The sequence below is a fragment of the Rhizobacter sp. AJA081-3 genome, from assembly GCF_017795745.1.
Classification (GTDB): Bacteria; Pseudomonadota; Gammaproteobacteria; order Burkholderiales; family Burkholderiaceae_C; genus Piscinibacter.
Window position 1 is genome coordinate 3,744,741 of sequence record NZ_CP059067.1, and the last position, 17,385, is coordinate 3,762,125.

The following is a 17,385-nucleotide window of genomic DNA, read 5'->3' on the forward strand; positions in this document are numbered from 1 at the left end:
CAACGCGCCATGCTTTCCATCGCCCTCGCCTCGCCTGCCGATCCGTTCGCCTCGCTCAACGAAGAGCAGCGCGCAGCGGTCGAGCACGGCCAGGCCGGCACCCCGGCCGGCCCGCTGCTGGTGATCGCCGGCGCCGGCACCGGCAAGACCATGACGCTGGCCGCGCGCGTGGCCCGCCTCGTGCTCGATGGTGCCGACCCGAACCGGCTGTTGCTGCTGACCTTCTCGCGCCGCGCCGCGCACGAGATGGAGCGCCGAGCAGGCCGCCTGCTGCATGCCGCACTGGGCTTTCGCGCCACCCAGCAGGCACCCGCCCTGCCCTGGTCGGGCACCTTCCACGCCATCGGTGCGCGGCTGCTGCGCGAGCACGCCGGTGCCATCGGCCTGTCGGCGCAGTTCACGATCCACGACCGCGGCGACGCCGAGGACCAGATGGGCTGGGTGCGCCAGGAGCTCGAGCTCGCCACCACCGGCAAGCGCTTCCCGCTCAAGGGCACGTGCCTGGCGATCTACTCGCGCGTGGTGAACAGCCGCATGACGGTGGACGAAGTGGTGCGCGACCTGTTCCCCTGGTGCCAGGGCTGGGAGGCGGAGCTGAAGCGGCTGTTCGGCGCCTACGTCGATGCCAAGCAGCAGCAGCAGGTGCTCGACTACGACGACCTGCTGCTGTACTGGCAGCAGATGATGGAGGAGCCGGCCATCGCCGCGGCGATCGGCGCGCGTTTCGAGCACGTGCTGGTCGACGAGTACCAGGACACCAACCGCCTGCAGGCCGCCATCCTGCGCGGCCTCAAGCCCGACGGCCGCGGCCTGACGGTGGTGGGCGACGACGCGCAGTCGATCTACTCGTTCCGCGCCGCCGAAGTGCGCAACATCCTCGACTTCCCGGCGCAGTTCGAGCCGCCGGCGCGCGTGCTCGCGCTGACGCGCAACTACCGATCGACGCAGCCCATCCTCGACGCCTCGAACGCCGTCATCGCGCTGGCCGCCGAGCGCTTCACGAAGGACCTGCACGGTGAACGTGGTGGCGCGAAGCCGCAGCTCGTCACCGTGGCCGACGAGATGGCGCAGGCGCGCTGGGTGGCCGAGGAGGTGCTGCTGCACCGCGAAGGCGGCCTGCCGCTGAAGGGCCAGGCGGTGCTGTTCCGCACCGGCCACCACAGCGCGGCGCTCGAGCTCGAGCTGACGCGCCGCGGCATCCCCTTCGTCAAGTACGGCGGGCTCAAGTTCCTCGAGGCCGCGCACGTGAAGGACCTGCTGTCGGTGCTGCGCTGGGTGCAGAACCCGCGCGGGCGGCTGGCAGGCTTTCGCATCGCGCAGCTGGTGCCCGGCCTCGGCCCGGCGTCGGCGCGGCGCCTGCTCGACGCGATGGCCGCCGAAGGCGACGCCGTGCAGGCGATGCACTCCTTCAAGCCACCGGCGGCGGCGGCGCACGACTGGCGCGAATGGCTGGCTGCTCACGAGGCGATGCGGACGGCCGGCTGGCCCGGCGCGCTGAGCCTGGCGCTGCGCTGGTACGAGCCGCATCTCGAGCGGCTGCACGAGGACGCGGCGATCCGCCGCGGCGACCTGGCCCAGCTCGAACGCATCGCTGCGCAGTACCCGAGCCGCGAACGTTTCCTCGCCGAGCTGACGCTCGACCCGCCCGAGGCGACCAGCGACGAATCCGGCGAACCGCACCGCGACGAGGACTACCTGATCCTGTCGACCATGCACTCCGCCAAGGGCCAGGAGTGGAGCTCGGTGCACGTGCTCAACGTCGTCGACGGCTGCATGCCGGCGGACCTGGCCACCGGCCACGCCGCCGAGATCGAGGAGGAGCGCCGCCTGCTCTACGTGGCGATGACACGCGCGAAGCAGCACCTCGCGCTGCTGGTGCCGCAGAAGTTCCACGTCACGCAGCAGTCGAAGTACGGCGACCGCCACCTGTACGGATCGTTGACGCGATTCATCCCGCCGGACGTGGCGCGGCACTTCGATGCGGTCGGCCCGGCGGCTGCGCCGGCCGAGGAAACGGCCATCGCGCCGCTGCCGGCGATCGACCTGATGGCGCGCGTGCGGCGCGCCTTCTGAACGATGCGCTTGCTGAGCTTATTGCGCGGCGACGCCCGACTCGATCTCCACCGCCCCGCTCTTCGCGGCGGCCCGCGCCTTCTTCGCGCGAGCCGCGGACCGGGTCTTCGCGCTCGGCTTGGCGGCGGGCTTGGCAGCCTTCACCGCCTTCGCAGCCCGTGCCGGCTTGGCCTTGGACTTCTTCGCGGCCTTCGCCGGTGCGGCGGCGTCGCCGATCAAGAAGGCATTGCGGTCCTTGGCCGACACGATCCAGGCCGGCGGCCGGCCGTGGCCCGTCCAGGTCTGGCCCGTCTTCGGGTCGCGGTACTTGGCGACGCCAGCCGACGCACGGCGACCCGCCGGCGCGGCGCGCTTGCGCCCGGTGGCGACCGCACGCGTGCGCGAGCCGCCCAGCCCCAGATCGGCCGCGGTCAGGCCGTAGTCGGCGATGACCTGGCGCACCTGCGCGATGACGGACTTGAGTTCCTGGCGGCGCAGGTCCTCGGCTTGCTTTTCGAGCTTGGCGATCTCGGCTCTGACGGCCTGGTAGGTCTTCATGCGGTTCCTCGGAGAGTCACGGGGCCACGCCACCCAACGGCGTGGCAGCGCACATTGTCCCTCGCCAGCGACTCAGCCGAGTTCCGGGCATTCCCATTCGAGCAGCTCGGCCAGCCGGCGGACGACCCAGCGCGCCTCGTGCGCGGTGACGACCGAGCCGTCGCCGACCAGCCCCCGGTGGCAGCGCGACAGCACCTCGTCCTCGCTGATGCCCTGGCCGAACAGCATCGCGCGGGCATGCTCCACCATCGCCTGCGACAGATCCTCGCACAGCTCGTAGCGCGCGGCCAGCTCGTCGCGCGGCACGGTCGGCTTGCTGCGGCCGGGGTTCAGGTACAGCGCGACGAAGGAGTCGGGAATGAGGATCTGCGAGTCGTCGTTCATCGATCGGGGGCGGTTTGCGACAGCACAATGACAGTGCGGCGCGAGCTGCATACGGTAGCGTGACTTCCAAGGCCCGGCGACCATGCGCGTGATCTTTCTCGACTTTGGCGGCGTCACCCACCCGTGCGGCGTGGACGACGAGGCGCGCGCGGCGCAGCGCGGCGGCATGACCGGCGGCGTGCGCCTGGACGTGTTCTGCTGGTTCGACATCCTGCCGGGGCTGCTCGCCGGCCACGACGACGTCTACGTGGTGGTGCATTCCAACTGGCGCTTCGCGCATTCCGAGCAGGAGATCGGCGACCTGCTCGGCGACCTGGGCAATCGCTACCTCGGCTGCACGCCGCTGGGCGAGCGCTACGCCTGCATCCAGGCCTGGCTGACGCGGCACCCGACGGTGTCGTCCTACCGCATCCTCGACGACTCGCCGGTGGCCTTCGGCGACCCGCCGCCGCCCGAGCTGATCCTGTGCGACCCGCGCACCGGGCTGTCGGAACCCCGCGTGCAGGCGCAGATCCGCGAGTGGCTGGCCGCGGGCTGAATATCGTGCGCTGATCCGCGTCGCCTGTGCGACGATGCATCCGTGAAGACCACGCTCGACCTGATCGTCTTCGGCGCCACCGGCTTCACCGGGCAGCTGGTCGCCGAATACCTGAACGCCACCCACGGCGTCGGCGGCGAGCTGGCCTGGGCGATGGCCGGTCGCAGCCTCGACAAGCTGGTGCAGGTGCGCGAGCGCATCGGCGCCGATGCGGCGTTGCCGCTGCTGGTGGCCGACGCCTCGCACCCGGCCTCGCTGACGGCGCTGGTGCGGCAGGCCCGGGTGGTCATCACCACCGTCGGGCCCTACCAGTTGCACGGCACGGCGCTGGTCGAAGCCTGCGCCAAGGCAGGCACCGACTATGTGGACCTGTGCGGCGAGCCGCTGTGGATGGCGCAGATGATCCCGCGCCTGGACGCCCCAGCGCGCAAGAGCGGTGCGCGCATCGTGTTCTCGTGCGGCTTCGACTCGATCCCCTTCGACCTCGGCGTGCTGTTCCTGCAGCACGAGGCGATGCAGCGTTTCGGCAAGCCACTGCAGCGCGTGCGCGGCCGGGTGCGCGTGATGAAGGGCAGCTTCTCCGGCGGCACGCTGGCCAGCCTGCTCGCCACGCTGGAGCAGACGCGCCGCGAGCCTTCGCTCGAGCGCCTGCTGGCCGACCCGTTCGCGCTGACGCCCGGCTTCCGAGGGCCGGCCCAGCCCGACGACGCCGGCGCCCGCTACGACGAGGCGGCGCAGGCGTGGACGGCGCCCTTCGTGATGGCGACCATCAACACGAAGAACGTGCACCGCACCAACGCGCTGCGCGAGCACCCCTACGGCCGCGACTTCGTCTACGACGAGCGTTTGCTGGCGGGCCGCGGCCCGGCCGGCCAGCGCCGCGCGCGCCGGCTGGCGCTGAACACGATGCTGCAGAACGCCGCGCTCGGCTTCGCGCCGGCACGCGCGCTGCTCAGTCGCTATGTGCTGCCCAAGCCGGGCGAGGGGCCGAGCCAGCACGAGCGCGAGACCGGCCGCTACGAGCTGGTGTTCAGCGGCGAGACCGACGACGGCCGCACGCTGCGCGCCGTGGTCGAGGGCGACCGCGACCCCGGCTACGGCTCCACCTCCAAGCTGATCTCCGAAGCCGCGCTGTGCCTGCTGCAGGACGTGGACCGCGGCATGGCCGCCGGCGGCGTCTGGACACCCGGCGCCGCGATGGGCATGGCGCTGGTGCGCCGGCTGCAGGAGCGCGCCGGGCTGAGCTTCGCGATCGACGACGCGGCCTGAGGCGCTCGCGCCAGCCCGTTCATCGCCGGCCGATGACGCCTTCGGAGCGCATCCAGGCCAGCGTGTCGGCGAGCAGCGCATCGAGCGGCGTCTCGCGGTAGTCGAGTTCGCGCCGCGCCTTCGACGAATCGACGCGGCGAGGCTGGCTGGTCAGCGTGGCGGCTTCGGGGGTCACGTTCGGCTCGCGCCCGCTGATGCGCGACCACGCATCGGCCAGCCGCGCCACCGTCATCAGCGCCCAGGCCGGCGTGGCGCCGCGCGGCGTGCGCCGGCCGAGCGCCGTGCCGACGCGGTGCACGAAGTCGACGTAGCTCTCGCGCTGGCCGCCCAGCACATAGGCCTGGCCGAAGCGCCGGCGCTGCCAGGCCCGCACTTGCGCGCGGGCGATCTCGCGCACGTCGGCGAAGTCGCCGCTGCCCGGCGGGATGCCTGGCAGCTTCTCCTGGTCGATCAGACGGATCAGCCGCGCCCAGCTGTGCCGGTCGCCCGGCCCGAGCACGTGCGCCGGGTTGAAGACGATCCACGGCAGGCTGCTGCCGCGCACCGCATGCTCGCCGAGGTACTTGCTGCGCTCGTAGTTGATCCAGCTCTCGCCGCCGCGCTGCACCACCGTCTCGTCGAGCACGCCGGTGACGAGGTGCGAGAACGCCGACACCGACGAGGTGTGCACGAAGGCGCCGACGCCCGCCGCCTGCGCCGCGCGAAGCAGGTTCTCGGTGCCCTGCACGTTGGTGGCGGTCTGCGTGGCGGCCTGCGGCCTCCACAGGCTGGTGTCGGCAGCCGCGTGGAAGACGGCCTCGCAGCCGGCCAGCGCCCGCGTGAGCGCGGCCTCGTCGGACAGGTCGGCACGCACCGGCGTGGCGCCGAGTGCGGCCAGCGGCACATCGGACTCGGCGCGCCGCGACATCGCGCGCACCTCGTGCCCGGCTTCGCGCAGTTCGCGCAGCAGGTGGCCGCCGACAAAGCCGCTGCCGCCGGTGAGGAACACGAGGGCCATGGTCGGCTCGTCGAGTGAACGGGCCAGCATGATCGCATCCACGGCCCGTCAGGGCAGCAGACGTCGGCGGAAGAACTCGGCCACCTTCGCATGCACCGCCGTCATCAGGGGACGATCGAAACCGGGCGGGTCGGCCAGCATCTCGGCAAGCACGCCGCTCAGGCCCGGCGGCAGCGGCGACAGGTAAGCACCGTGGCCGCCTTGCTCCAGATCGGCCAGTTGCTCACAGCTGCCGCAGGCCTGCAACACCCGGTCGGAATGGAAGCGCGGCACCAGCCAGCGGTCCTGACGCGCCGTGACCAGGGCCAGCGGCACGCGCGGCACGGCCAGCGAGGCCATGTCGAAGATCGCTGCCGCGGGCACCGCCGCCACGACGGCGACGATGCGCGCGTCTTCGTGGCCGCGCACCGTCTCGTCGGCGAAACGCCAGCCGATGATCGTGCGCGCCACCCACTGCTTGAGTCCATCCAGCATACCGCCGGTCAGCTGGGTGACGACGCCGACGCAGAACTGGAAGTCGGCGGCCAGGTTCGTGTCGCAGTGGCGGCGGAAGGCGGCATAGGACCAGCGGCCGCCGGCCAGCGTCAGCGCGGTGTGGCCGCCGGCAGACATGCCGTACACGCCGACGCGCTCGAGCGAGAGCAGCGGCGCGAAGCGCGCGTCCTCGCCCATCCGGTCGATGGCGCGCGACACCTCCAGTGGCCGCCGCTCCAGCGCGCCCTGCGCATCGCTGTGGTCGAGGTAGTTGTCGGCGCGGTGCAGCGGCAGCGCGACGACGAAGCCCGCATCCACCAGGGCGCGGGCCTGGTCGGCATAGACCCAGGGCGAGGCACCGGTGCCGTGCGTCACCACCACCAGGCGGCCGTTGCCACGGACGGGCCTGCCGTCGGCCGCCACGTCGAGCGCGAAGGGCCCGGCGCCCCTGCGGCTCGGGCTGTCGCTGGGGTAGTACACGGTCATCGGCCCGTCGAAGCCGGAGGCGGCGATCTCCGTCATGCCCATCGCCGCGCGGGCGGCCCCGCCCGACAGGCCGAGCCCGAGGGCCATCGCCGCCAGCAGGCCGCGGCCCCATCCCTTTCGTGTCGTCGTCGTCATCGTCCATCTCCACGTCGAAGGCCCCTGCCTCCGGTGAAGCGGACGATGTCGATGCTGCGCCGCCGCGTCTCGCCGAATGCCGCGACACCTGGCCGATTTCAGGAATCGGCCAGCTTTTCCCGCCGGAACTCGGTCGGCGTGAGGCCGGTGGCGGCCTTGAAGGCGCGGTTGAAGGGGCCGATGGACTGGAAACCGGCGTCCAGCGCGATCGACAGCACCGGGAGTTCGGCTCGCCGCGGGTCGACCAGCGCGGCGCGGGCCTCGGCCAGCCGGTAACCGTTGACGAAGGCGTTGAAGTTGCGGTGGCCCAGGCGCTGGTTGATCAGCCGTCGCAACCGGTACTCCGGCGCGCCGAGCCGCGCGGCCAGGCTGGCCACGCTCAGGCCCTCGTCGCGGTAGGCGCGCTCCTCGTCCATGGCGCGCTGCAGCGCCAGCGCGAGCCGCTCGTCGGCCGGGTCGGGCGCATCGGCCGCGACGGCGGCCGGTTCGGTGCTCGCGTGCTGTGCCTCGGGCTCCGGCGGGGCCACTGGCTCGGTCTGCGGGAACAGTTCGCCGGCGCCCAGCCGCAGCAGGCCCCAGGCCGCCGCCGACACCATCACCAGCAGCGCCAGCACGTCGATCAAGGCAGCCAGGGCCGACAGCCGCCCCTGGTCCGAGCCGAGCCGCACCAGCAGCATGGCCAGTGTGTAGGCGACGCCGGATACCAGCAGGAAAGCACGCAGCCGGCGTCGCCCTTCGACCAGGTCGGCGCGCCAGTGCCGCGCGGCGGCCAGCACGGCGAGCACCGAGAACACCACCGGCACGGCGCGCTGCAGGGTCATCGTCAGGTCGCGCAGCGGCGTGGCGTGCACGCCGGCGCTCAGGCAGTTCAGCATGCCCAGCAGCACGGCAGCACCCCAGGCCAGCAAGTGGCGCGGGCGCAGCACGAACTCGTCGTCGAACAACGCCTCGACGAAGACCCAGAACAGCACCGCGTTGGCCACCGAGATGCCGATCACCGGGGCAAACCCCGGGCTGCCGGCCAGGAGATCTTCGATCCAGGGCATGGCGCCGAGCACCTGCACGGCCAGGCCGAGCGAGATCGCCACGCCGGCCAGCGCCGCCGGGGCACGCGGCCGGTCGCGCCGCAGTACCGCGGCCATCAGCAGCAACAACGCCAGCAGCGTGCCGCGCAGCAGCGCGTCGAGCAGCGTCAGCGGCGTGGCCATGCGACCGTGCTCGCCACGGCGCTCAGGGCTTGAGGCCGGCCTTGCCGAACTGCCACAGCAGGAAGCTGTAGATGTCGGCGCGCTGGCTGGCCGCCTGCTGCGCCGTGCTGCCCACGCCGTGGCCGGCCTGCCCGTCCAGGCGCATGAACACCGGCTTGCCGCTGCTGCTGGCGAGCTGCAAGCGCGCCGCGGCCTTGCCGCTGTTCCACACGTCCACGCGCGGGTCGTTCATGCCGTGCACCAGCATCACCGCCGGGTAGGCGGTGCCATCCCTGATCTGGTGGTACGTGCTCATCTCGAGCAGCGCGGCGAACTCGGCCGGGTCCTTGACGGTGCCGAACTCCGAGATGTTGGTGATGCCGTTGGCCGACTCCTCGGAGCGCACGGCGTCGAGCACGCCGACGTCGAACACCGCGGCGGCGAACAATTCCGGCGCGGCAGTGACCGCGCGGCCGACGAAGATGCCGCCGGCACTCGTGCCCCAGATGCCCATCGTCGCCGGCGAGGCATAACGCTGCTCGATCAGCCAACGTGCGCAGGCGATGCCGTCCTTCCAGGTGTTGGGCTTGGTGGTCTTGAAGCCGGCGCGGTGCCATTCGTCGCCGAAGGCGCCGCTGCCGCGCACGTTGGCAAAGGCGATCACGCCGCCGCGTTCCAGCCAGGCCAGGGCGCGCGGGTCGTAGTAGGCCTCGAAGGTGAAGCCGTAGGCGCCATAGCCGATCAGCATCGTCGGGTTGCTGCCATCGCGCACCAGGCCCTTGCGGTGGATCACCGCCAGCGGCACGCGCACGCCGTCGTGGCTGGGCACCATCACCTCGGAGACTTCGAGCTCCGGTGCGCCGGCCGGCCGCTGGCTGTTGCGCAGCCCGGTGTCGCGCGTCGAGCCGTCGGCCTCGACGGCCAGCACGCGCGGCAGGTCGGTCCAGCTGCTGGTGCCGACCCAGGGCTGGCGCTGCGCGTGCGCCGGGTCGCCGATCAGGAAGGTCGATCCGGCCTGGCCGGGCGCGATGTCCTGCCCATCGCGCGGCGTGCCCTTCGCGTGGCGCATCACCCGCGTGTTGAAGCCGAGCTGCAGCTCGGTGTAGAGCGCATCGCGGCCGAGCCCGAACTCGCGCAGCACGCCCTGCGTGGGCTCGGCGACGACCTCGCGCGCGCGGGCCAGCGCCGCATCCTTCAGCGGCATCGCGATCACGCGGCCGCGCGGTGCGCCGGTGTAGGTGCGCAGGTAGAGCGTGTCGCCGCGCATCTGCACGTCGGTGATCTTGTCGGCGGCCGACGAGATCTGCCGCCATGGGATGCGGCGGCCGGCGAGCGACGCCACCGGCGCGACGAACAGCTTGCCTTCGGGCACCGTGGTGTCGGTGGTGCGCGCCACCATGTAGCGGCCACCGGGCGCGAAGTAGATCGAACCGACGTCGATGCGCTCGAGCTTGAGCGAGGTGTCGACCAGCGGGCCGAACAGCGGCCGGGCACGGCTCGCCGGCTGGCCGACCTTCAGCAGGAACACGGTGGTGTCGAGGAAGGTCTCGGTGTCCGGCGCGCCGTCGGGCAGCTCGCGCACCTGGTTGTAGGCGAGGTGGCGGCTGTCGGGCGACCAGCTCACGTAGGACTCGCGCACGCGCGGGATCGGCGCGCCGATCGGCTTGCCGCTGGCGATGTCCATCAGCTGCAGCGACGCGTCCTCCGAGCCGCCGGCCGAGACGCCGTAGGCCAGCGTGCGGCCGTCCCACGAGGGCATGAAGTAGTTGATCGCGTGCGGCACGCCGGTCGCCTTGGCGAGCTGTTCCGGATCGACCAGCACGCGCTCGGCACCCTTCAGGCCGACGCGCATCACCAGCTTGAACTGGCTCGCGCCGGCTGGCCGCTTCAGGTAGTAGAGGCGCTCGCCGGGCAAGCGCACAACTTCGCGCACCAGGTCGCCGGAGGATCGCCCCAGTTCGGCCACGCGCCGTGCCATCTCGTCGCGGATGTCGATGCGCGAGAGGATCGCCTCGCCGTACTCCGCCTGCGCCTTGAACCAGGCCTGCGTCTGAGGGCTCTTGACGTTCTCGAGGTTGCGGTACGGGTCGGCCACGCGCACGCCGTGAAACGTGTCGGTGACTGGCTCGCTGGGCGCCGGCGGCGGCGCCGCCGCGAAGGCCGAGACGGCACCGCAAGCGAAAGCCGCCAGCGCCAGGCGGCCCCGGTGCGCGATGGATCGAAACATGCATTCCCCCTGAGGTCGCCACGCTCGGCGCCTTGTTTGACGGATGCTAAACCAGCGCGCCATCCCCAATTCGTCGGACCCGGCGGGGCGCGAAGCGGGCTACCCTGCGCAGCTGCACTGCAACCGGCGAGGCAACGTCATGGCAACCACGACCTTCATCAAGTTCGACGGCATCGATGGCGAATCCACCCACAAGGACCACAAGGGCGAGATCGAGGTGCTGTCGTGGAGCTGGGGGCTGACGAACAGCGGCGGCGGCACGGCGGGCGGCGGCTCGGGCGTGGGCAAGGCCACGCCGCAGGAGCTGCGCGTGGTGCACCGCTACGACAAGGCTTCCCCGCTGCTGGCCAAGATGGCCGCCTCCGGCCGCCATGTGAGAACGGCCATGCTGTCGGCGCGCAAGGCCGGCGAAGGGCAGAAGGACTTCCTGAAGATCACCATGAAGGAGGTCTTCATCACCTCCGTGGCCACGCACGACGACGGCAGCGGCGCGAGCGAAGAACTGGCGATGCGCTACGGCAGCATCGACTTCTCCTACGCGCCGCAGACGACCAAGGGCGGCCTGGGCACGCCGGTCGCCTTCAACTGGAACGTGAAGACCGGCAAGGTGACCTGACCCGCAGGCGCGCCGTGACGCCCGCCATCACGCCTCCGGCCGACGCCGCCGAGATCCGCGCGCAGCTCGAGGCTGCCGTGGCCGCGTTGCAGGGCGACCGCCTCGATGCCGCCGAAGCCCTGCTGCTGCAGGTGCTGTCGCTGGATGCGAGGCAGCCAGACGCGCTGCATTTCCTGGGCATCCTGCGCCATCGCCAGGGCGACGCCGATGCGGCGCTCGCGCTGCTGGAGCGTGCACTGCAGCGGGCACCCGCGAATGCCGGCATCCTGCTCAACCGCGGCAACGTGCTCTACGAGAACGGCCGCGCGCCCGAGGCGGTGGCGGCCTACCAGGCGGCCATCGATCACGAGCCCGGTTCGGCCCAGGCCTGGGCCAACCTCGGCACCGCGCTGCACGGCCTGGGCGACGTGGCGCAGGCGCGCCATGCCTGGCAACGCACAGTGCAGCTCGACGACGGCAACGCCGATGCGTGGTACGGACTGTCGCGCACGCTGATCGAGCTGGGCGAAGTCCGCGAGGGCTTGATCGCCAACAGCCGCGCGATCGCGCTGTGGCCGCAGCAGTTGCAGGGGCGCGAGCAGGTGATCCGCGCACTGGTGCTGCTGGACCGCCGCGACGAGGCCGAGCGCCTGTACCGCGAGTGGCTGGAAGAAGACCCCGACAACGCCGTGGCACGCCACCAGCTCGCCGCGATCCGGCAGCACGATGCCCCGCTGCGCGCCAGCGATGCCTACGTCGAGAACGTGTTCGACAGTTTCGCGGCGCACTTTGATGGCCAACTCGCCGCGCTGGGCTACCAGGCGCCGCAACGCGTCGCCCAGGCGCTCGCGGGGCGCCGTCGCGCCGACGCGTCGCTGAACATCGCCGACCTGGGCTGCGGCACAGGCCTGTGCGGGCCGTTGCTGCGGCCCTTCGCGCGGCAGCTCGTCGGCTGCGACCTGTCCACTGCGATGCTGGTGAAGGCGCGCCAGCGCGACTGCTACGACGCGCTGTTCAAGGTCGAGCTGGAGCATTTCCTGCGCCACGAGCCGGCGTCGTTCGACGCGCTGGTGTCGGCCGACACGCTGTGCTACTTCGGGCCGCTGGATGGTGTCTGCGCGGCGGCAGCCGGCGCGCTGCGCCCGGGCGGCATCTTCGTCTTCACCGTCGAGGCGCTGGACGACGAGCCCGAGCCCTGGCGTCTGCAGACCAGCGGCCGCTATGCCCATGCGCGCACCCATGTCGAGACAGCGCTGAGTGCGGCCGGCTTCGACGCCCCCGCCTGCGAGCGCGCCGTGCTGAGGCAGGAGGCGGGCCTGCCGGTGCAGGGCTGGGTGGTGTCCGCAGGCCTTCACCGCGGCGTTGAGCGGCGTCAACGCACCCTCTCGCCAGGCTCCTAGATTTGGACTGGGGTGTCGCCATCGCGGCACAAGAAGGCGAGATGCCATGAAGAACTGGCTGGTGGTGGCAAATGCCGCGCGGGCGCGCGTGCTGGAGATGTCCGACAAGGGCGAGGGGTATGTGCACGTCGCGGACCTGGTTCATCCCGAGAGCCGACAAAAGGCCGGCGAGCTCGGCACGGACCGAGCCGGGCATGTCACCAGCGGGAAGCACGGCGCCGGCAGCGCCGAGTACAGGCCGCGCACCGACGTGCACGAGCGCGAGCACGAGCACTTCGCCCGCGAGGTGGCCCATGTGCTGAATTCCGGCCTGGCCACCGGGCGCTGCGCCGGGCTGGTGCTGGTGGCCTCGAACCCCTTCCTCGGGGAGCTGAAGGCCCACCTGGACACGCAGGCCCGCCAACGCGTGCTGCGCACCGTGCCGAGCGACTACACCTCGCTGGACGACCGCGAGCTGGCGCAGCGGCTGGCGGCGACGTGAAGTCGATACCTCCTGCGGACAGGAGAGAGACATGATGAAGGTACTGATCGCCATCGACGGCTCGGACGCCGCTCGCCGTGCCATCGAGGCCGCTGGCCAGTTGGCGAAGCACGGGGCCGCCGTCGGTGCCGTGCTCGTCCATGTGCGCGAGAGCCCGGCCTACTACGGGGAGCTGCCGCCGTTCGACTTCCAGTCGATCGAAAGCGGGCTGCGGCAGCGGCAGGCCGATTTGCTCGAGGCCGCGCTCGCACAAGCCCGCAACAGCGGCCTGCAGACCGTGACCACGCAGGCTGCCGAAGGCCAGGCCGCGCAGGAGATCGTGCGCCTGGCCGCGGACGGCGATGCCGACTGCATCGTGATGGGCACGCGCGGCATGAATGCGCTGGGCGGCCTGCTGCTGGGCTCGGTGGCCCAGCGCGTGGTGCACCTTGCCGCGGTGCCGGTGATGCTGGTGAAGTAGTCGCCGCCGAGACTCGGCTCGCGCTCAGCCCACGCTCAGCTTCTTGCTGGAGCCGGTCGCCTTCTTCGGCAGGCGCAGTTCCAGCACGCCACTCTGGTATTTCGCGTCGGCCTTGGCTTCGTCGATGTCGCTGGCCAGCGCAAAGCTGCGGCTGGCCAATCCGTGCTGGCGCTCGCAGGGGCGCCGTTCGGAATATTCCGAACGCGGTGTCGGAATCGTGGGCGGCAATGACTGAGTCATTCCCACAGCGACACGCACCCGCCGCCGATTGCCGCGCAGCCCTGCCCGCGCGAAGCTGTGACAGATGTCCTGAAAACAACGCTGGAGCAGATCATGAGTGACACCGCCTCGACCGAAGACCGCCTGAGCTGCCGGGATTCCTGGTTCGTCCAACGCAGTGCCGTGACGGCCTCGGTGCCGGCACCGCTGGCCGAGTTGCTGGCCGCAATGGGCGCCGAGACCCCGCCGGCCGCGATGCGAACGCTGCCCGAGCTGGCGGTGCCGGTGTGGCGGGTGCGCGCCGGTGCCGCGCTGCTGCACGAAGGCGCCTCGCCCGAGTCGGTCCACATCGTGCGCTCGGGCAGCTTCAAGTGCCTGAAGACTTCGGAAGACGGCTATGAACAGGTGCTCGCCTTCAGCGGGCCGGGCGAGGTGCTGGGCTTCGAGGCGCTCAGCCGCGGCCGCCACACCTGCAGCGTGGTGGCGCTGGAGGATTCGACGGTGTTCGCGGTGCCGCTGCGCGAGCTCGACGGCTGGCGCCAACGTGCCCCCGCGCTCGACCACGCGCTGCAGTTCGCGCTGAGCCGCCAGCTTGCGCGCGCCGGCGAGATCGCCGAGATGATGGCCGCCGTGGCCGCCGAGACGCGGCTGGCGCGCTTCCTGATATGGATGTCGGCCTGCATGGCCGAACGCGGCCAGTCGCCGCGGCGCCTGTACCTGCGCATGAGCCGGCGCGACATCGCCAGCCTGCTCGGCGTGGCGCACGAGACCGTCAGCCGCTCGTTCACGGCACTGGCCGAATGGGGCTACCTGCGTGTGGTCAATCGCGAGGTCGAGATCCTCGACGCGGCCGGCCTGCGCGGCTGCACACGCAACACGCGCGGGCTGGCGGACGACGGTGGGCGCGCCGGTGTCATCCCGCCACGTCCGCGTGCGACGGCGCGCCGCCACCCCGAGCTGGCCGTGGCCTGAGGCCAGCGTCGGACCATGGGCGCCAAGAGACTCCTCTTCGGCGATGAAGCGCGGGAGCGCATGCGCCGCGGCATCGACACCTTGGCCGAGGCCGTCAAGGTGACGCTGGGCCCGCGCGGGCGCACCGTCATCCTTGACCGTGACTACGGGCCGCCGCAGATCGTCAACTCCGGCGTGCTGGTGGCCAGGTCGGTCGAGCTGGAGGACCGCTTCGAGAACATGGGCGCGCAGATGCTGCGCGAAGTGGCCTCGCGCACCAGCGAGAAGGCCGGCGACGGCACCACCACCGCCACCGTGCTGGCCCACGCGATGATCGACGAGGGCATGCGCTACCTGGCCGGCGGCATGAACCCGATGGACCTCAAGCGCGGCATGGAGCAGGCCGTGGAGGCGGTGGTCGCGGAGCTCAAGCAGCTCGCGCGGCCCTGCGCCAGCTCGCAGGAGATCGCCCACGTGGCGGCCATCTCGGCCAACAACGACCGCTCGATCGGCGAGTTGCTCGCCCGCGCCATCGACAAGGTCGGCCGCGAAGGCGCGATCTCGATCGAGGACGGCTCGGGCCTGGCCAGCGAGCTGGAGGTGGTCGAAGGCCTGCAGTTCGACCGCGGCTTCCTGTCGCCCTACTTCATGAACAACCCCGAGCGGCAGACCGCCGTGCTCGAGGACGCGGCCATCCTGCTCTACGACAAGCGCCTGTCGTCGCTGCAGGACCTGCTGCCGCTGCTGGAAGAAGTGGTCAAGGCCGGCCGGCCGCTGCTGGTGATCGCCGAGGAAGTGGAGAGCGACGCGCTGGCCACGCTGGTGATCAACACGATGCGCGGCACGATCAAGACCTGCGCGGTGAAGGCGCCGGGTTTCGGCGACCGCCGCAAGGCCATGCTGCAGGACATCGCCGTGCTCACCGGCGGCGCGGTGGTCAATGACGAGCTCGGCCTCACGCTGGCCAAGGCGCGGCTGGCCGACCTGGGCGGGGCTCGCCGCGTCGAGGTGGGCAAGGAAGACACCACGATCATCGGCGGTGCCGGCGACCCTGCGGCGATCCGCGACCGCATCGGCAGCATCCGCAAGGAGCGCGACGTCGCCACCAGCGACTATGACCGCGAGAAGCTCGACGAACGCATCGCCAAGCTGTCGGGCGGTGTGGCGTTGATCAAGGTCGGCGCGGCCACCGAGTCGGAACTGAAGGAACGCAAGATCCGCGTCGAGGACGCGCTGCACGCCACCCGCGCCGCGGTTGAGGAAGGCATCGTGCCCGGTGGCGGCGTGGCGCTGCTGCGCGCGCGCCGCGTGCTTGCCGACTTGAAGGGGCCGAACCTCGACCACGACTCGGGCCTGCGCATCGTCTCGCGCGCGCTGGAGGAGCCGCTGCGCCGCATCGTGCAGAACGCCGGCGACGAGCCCTCGGTGGTGCTGCACCGCGTCGACGCGGCCGGCGACCGTGCGCAGGGCTACAACGCCGCCACGCGCGAGTACGGTGACCTGCTGCAGATGGGCGTGATCGACCCCGCCAAGGTGACGCGGCTGGCATTGCAGAACGCTGCCTCGATCGCTGCGCTGATCCTCACCACCGACTGCATGATTGCCAATGCACCGGCACCGAAGGCGCCGGCGCTGCCCGAGGCCGGCGCTCCGCCGTTCTGAACACGCGATGGTCACACGCGCCGCCTCGCTCGCGAGATCGCCGATGCCTGCGGCGCGGAGCTCGACGAGATCACCGAGCCCGGTGCGCAGCTACCTCGAGTCGCTCCGTGCCGGCCTGGGCCGCGTGGCCTTCTTCTGCACCTGCGAAGGCTCCGGCCAGCGAAAGGTCCTGCACGACCTGCAGCGCCTGTGCCATCGGGCGCCGGGCATGCCCGCCTGAGCCCGGTTCAACGCTGCAGTGCGCGGCGCACGCCCTCACCAATCGCCAGCACCAGCACCCCCAGCAGCACGCCCGCGGCCACGTCGCTGAAGCGGTGCGCGCCCAGCACCAGCCGGCTGCTGCCGACCAGCAGCACGACCGATCCGGCAAACGCTGCAGGCAGAGCGCGCAAGCCGGGCGCACGCACATGGCGGATCAGCAGCACCGCCATCGCGCCATAGAGCAGCGTCGTGTTGGCCGCGTGACCGCTGGGAAAGCTGAAGTCGGTCGCCACCGCGCCGAGATACTCCATGCCCGGTCGCGGCCGCTGGATGGTGTGCTTGAGGAGGTGGTTCAAGGTGGCGCCGCCGAACACCACTAGCAGCAGCCACAACGCGTCGGCACGCTGGCGGTCCGCGATCAGCAGCGCCGCCACGGCAGCCGTGAGCACGGCGATGCCGCGCGGTCCGTGCGCCGCCGACAGTCCTTCCATGAAGGCCCGCAGACCCGGCGTGGCCCCCTTCGCGATGGCGAGTGCGACCTGGGTATCCAGGGTGTGTGCCCAGGCGAAATCCGGCATCAGGCCGAGCGGATCGCAAGCGGCCGGGATCGCGGGCGAAGCTGGGAGTGCGGCATCGGCAATCGGCTCAATGAATCGGTCCTGAACACATGCTGCGCTGCCGGACGCCGGTGTCGTTGAGCGAGCGCAATCGGGCGCGGTGGTCCTTGGCTAGCTTCCATGCGGCCGGCTTGCCGGAGCCCGATCAGCCCTTGATGCAGGAGACCTCATGAGCCCGAACCGCCGTCCCAGTCACGCTCAACGCCATGCGCACCGCCACGCGCCGGGCGCAGCGTCGACTCCGGTCGCCACCGCCGCCGACACCGACACCGAAGCGACGCTGGAACTGCCCGCGCCCGAGGATCACGAGCTCATCGAAGGCCCGAGCCGGGAAGACATGATCCGACGCCGCGCCTTCGACCTGTACCAGCGCAATGGCTGCGTCGACGGCCGCGAGCTCGACGACTGGCTGGCCGCCGAAGCCGAGCTGGGCCGGGAGGTCATGGAGGGCGATTCACCGATGGACGGCGCCATCGAACGCGAGTGAACGGG

General features: G+C 71.5%; 19 protein-coding genes. 11 read left to right on the forward strand and 8 right to left on the reverse strand.

Going from position 1 to position 17,385, the window contains the following annotated elements:
• The first annotated feature begins 9 nt into the window (after nucleotides 1-9).
• On the forward strand, nucleotides 10-2,073 hold the full coding sequence (locus HZ992_RS17910) for an ATP-dependent helicase (RefSeq protein ID WP_209383176.1): 2,064 nt from the start codon (nucleotides 10-12) through the stop codon (nucleotides 2,071-2,073).
• Between the two features lie 18 nt (nucleotides 2,074-2,091).
• Here HZ992_RS17910 and HZ992_RS17915 read toward each other — a convergent pair whose 3' ends face one another.
• Together HZ992_RS17915 and HZ992_RS17920 are read right to left on the reverse strand one after the other, a co-directional pair.
• A complete protein-coding gene (locus tag HZ992_RS17915; protein WP_209383177.1) occupies nucleotides 2,092-2,610 on the reverse strand; it encodes an H-NS histone family protein in 519 nt (172 codons plus the stop codon).
• A gap of 72 nt (nucleotides 2,611-2,682) precedes the next feature.
• Nucleotides 2,683-2,994 carry an ATPase with chaperone activity gene (locus HZ992_RS17920; RefSeq protein WP_209383178.1) on the reverse strand — a complete coding sequence of 104 codons (312 nt, stop codon included), beginning with the start codon at nucleotides 2,992-2,994 and terminating at the stop codon, nucleotides 2,683-2,685.
• Nucleotides 2,995-3,076: 82 nt separating this feature from the next.
• Here HZ992_RS17920 and HZ992_RS17925 point away from each other — a divergent pair, with 82 nt between their 5' ends.
• Complete coding sequence (locus tag HZ992_RS17925) at nucleotides 3,077-3,532, forward strand: HAD domain-containing protein (RefSeq protein ID WP_209383179.1); 456 nt, start codon at nucleotides 3,077-3,079, stop codon at nucleotides 3,530-3,532.
• A gap of 42 nt (nucleotides 3,533-3,574) precedes the next feature.
• Entirely contained in the window at nucleotides 3,575-4,801 is a 1,227-nt protein-coding gene (locus HZ992_RS17930) for a saccharopine dehydrogenase family protein (protein ID WP_209383180.1), read from the forward strand.
• A 19-nt stretch (nucleotides 4,802-4,820) separates the two neighbouring features.
• On the opposite strand, the gene HZ992_RS17935 is transcribed toward HZ992_RS17930, so the two are convergent.
• The 4 genes from HZ992_RS17935 to HZ992_RS17950 form a co-directional block, all read right to left on the reverse strand.
• Nucleotides 4,821-5,828: an NAD-dependent epimerase/dehydratase family protein gene (locus HZ992_RS17935; RefSeq protein ID WP_209383181.1), complete on the reverse strand. Its 1,008-nt coding sequence runs from the start codon at nucleotides 5,826-5,828 to the stop codon at nucleotides 4,821-4,823.
• A gap of 18 nt (nucleotides 5,829-5,846) precedes the next feature.
• Nucleotides 5,847-6,893 (reverse strand): alpha/beta hydrolase family protein, encoded by a 1,047-nt coding sequence (locus tag HZ992_RS17940; protein WP_245213097.1) that lies wholly within the window; start codon nucleotides 6,891-6,893, stop codon nucleotides 5,847-5,849.
• Between the two features lie 98 nt (nucleotides 6,894-6,991).
• A complete protein-coding gene (locus HZ992_RS17945) occupies nucleotides 6,992-8,101 on the reverse strand; it encodes a helix-turn-helix domain-containing protein (protein WP_209383182.1) in 1,110 nt (369 codons plus the stop codon).
• A 22-nt stretch (nucleotides 8,102-8,123) separates the two neighbouring features.
• Nucleotides 8,124-10,307, reverse strand: coding sequence for a prolyl oligopeptidase family serine peptidase (locus HZ992_RS17950; RefSeq protein WP_209383183.1), 2,184 nt, complete (start codon nucleotides 10,305-10,307; stop codon nucleotides 8,124-8,126).
• Between the two features lie 139 nt (nucleotides 10,308-10,446).
• Here HZ992_RS17950 and HZ992_RS17955 point away from each other — a divergent pair, with 139 nt between their 5' ends.
• From HZ992_RS17955 to HZ992_RS17970, 4 genes are read left to right on the forward strand one after another with little or no spacing between them, the layout of a single operon-like run.
• A complete protein-coding gene (locus HZ992_RS17955; protein WP_209383184.1) occupies nucleotides 10,447-10,923 on the forward strand; it encodes an Hcp family type VI secretion system effector in 477 nt (158 codons plus the stop codon).
• 14 nt (nucleotides 10,924-10,937) lie between these two features.
• Complete coding sequence (locus tag HZ992_RS17960; protein WP_209383185.1) at nucleotides 10,938-12,302, forward strand: tetratricopeptide repeat protein; 1,365 nt, start codon at nucleotides 10,938-10,940, stop codon at nucleotides 12,300-12,302.
• A gap of 46 nt (nucleotides 12,303-12,348) precedes the next feature.
• Entirely contained in the window at nucleotides 12,349-12,783 is a 435-nt protein-coding gene (locus HZ992_RS17965; RefSeq protein ID WP_209383186.1) for a host attachment protein, read from the forward strand.
• A 31-nt stretch (nucleotides 12,784-12,814) separates the two neighbouring features.
• Nucleotides 12,815-13,243, forward strand: coding sequence for a universal stress protein (locus tag HZ992_RS17970; protein ID WP_209383187.1), 429 nt, complete (start codon nucleotides 12,815-12,817; stop codon nucleotides 13,241-13,243).
• 24 nt (nucleotides 13,244-13,267) lie between these two features.
• Here HZ992_RS17970 and HZ992_RS17975 read toward each other — a convergent pair whose 3' ends face one another.
• Nucleotides 13,268-13,402 (reverse strand): Hsp20/alpha crystallin family protein, encoded by a 135-nt coding sequence (locus HZ992_RS17975; protein WP_209383188.1) that lies wholly within the window; start codon nucleotides 13,400-13,402, stop codon nucleotides 13,268-13,270.
• A 174-nt stretch (nucleotides 13,403-13,576) separates the two neighbouring features.
• Between HZ992_RS17975 and HZ992_RS17980 the strand changes: the two genes are divergently transcribed.
• The 3 genes from HZ992_RS17980 (at nucleotide 13,577) to HZ992_RS17990 (ending at nucleotide 16,295) form a co-directional block, all read left to right on the forward strand.
• The gene (locus HZ992_RS17980) at nucleotides 13,577-14,434 is read left to right on the forward strand and encodes a Crp/Fnr family transcriptional regulator (protein ID WP_209383189.1); all 858 of its coding nucleotides are present in this window, start codon (nucleotides 13,577-13,579) and stop codon (nucleotides 14,432-14,434) included.
• A 15-nt stretch (nucleotides 14,435-14,449) separates the two neighbouring features.
• Nucleotides 14,450-16,075: a chaperonin GroEL gene (gene groL / locus HZ992_RS17985; protein ID WP_209383190.1), complete on the forward strand. Its 1,626-nt coding sequence runs from the start codon at nucleotides 14,450-14,452 to the stop codon at nucleotides 16,073-16,075.
• An 82-nt stretch (nucleotides 16,076-16,157) separates the two neighbouring features.
• Nucleotides 16,158-16,295, forward strand: a complete 138-nt coding sequence (locus HZ992_RS17990) for a hypothetical protein (RefSeq protein ID WP_209383191.1) — start codon at nucleotides 16,158-16,160, stop codon at nucleotides 16,293-16,295.
• A gap of 7 nt (nucleotides 16,296-16,302) precedes the next feature.
• Here HZ992_RS17990 and HZ992_RS17995 read toward each other — a convergent pair whose 3' ends face one another.
• Complete coding sequence (locus HZ992_RS17995) at nucleotides 16,303-16,854, reverse strand: phosphatase PAP2 family protein (protein ID WP_209383192.1); 552 nt, start codon at nucleotides 16,852-16,854, stop codon at nucleotides 16,303-16,305.
• A 208-nt stretch (nucleotides 16,855-17,062) separates the two neighbouring features.
• Here HZ992_RS17995 and HZ992_RS18000 point away from each other — a divergent pair, with 208 nt between their 5' ends.
• A complete protein-coding gene (locus HZ992_RS18000; RefSeq protein ID WP_209383193.1) occupies nucleotides 17,063-17,380 on the forward strand; it encodes a DUF2934 domain-containing protein in 318 nt (105 codons plus the stop codon).
• Nucleotides 17,381-17,385: the final 5 nt, after the last annotated feature.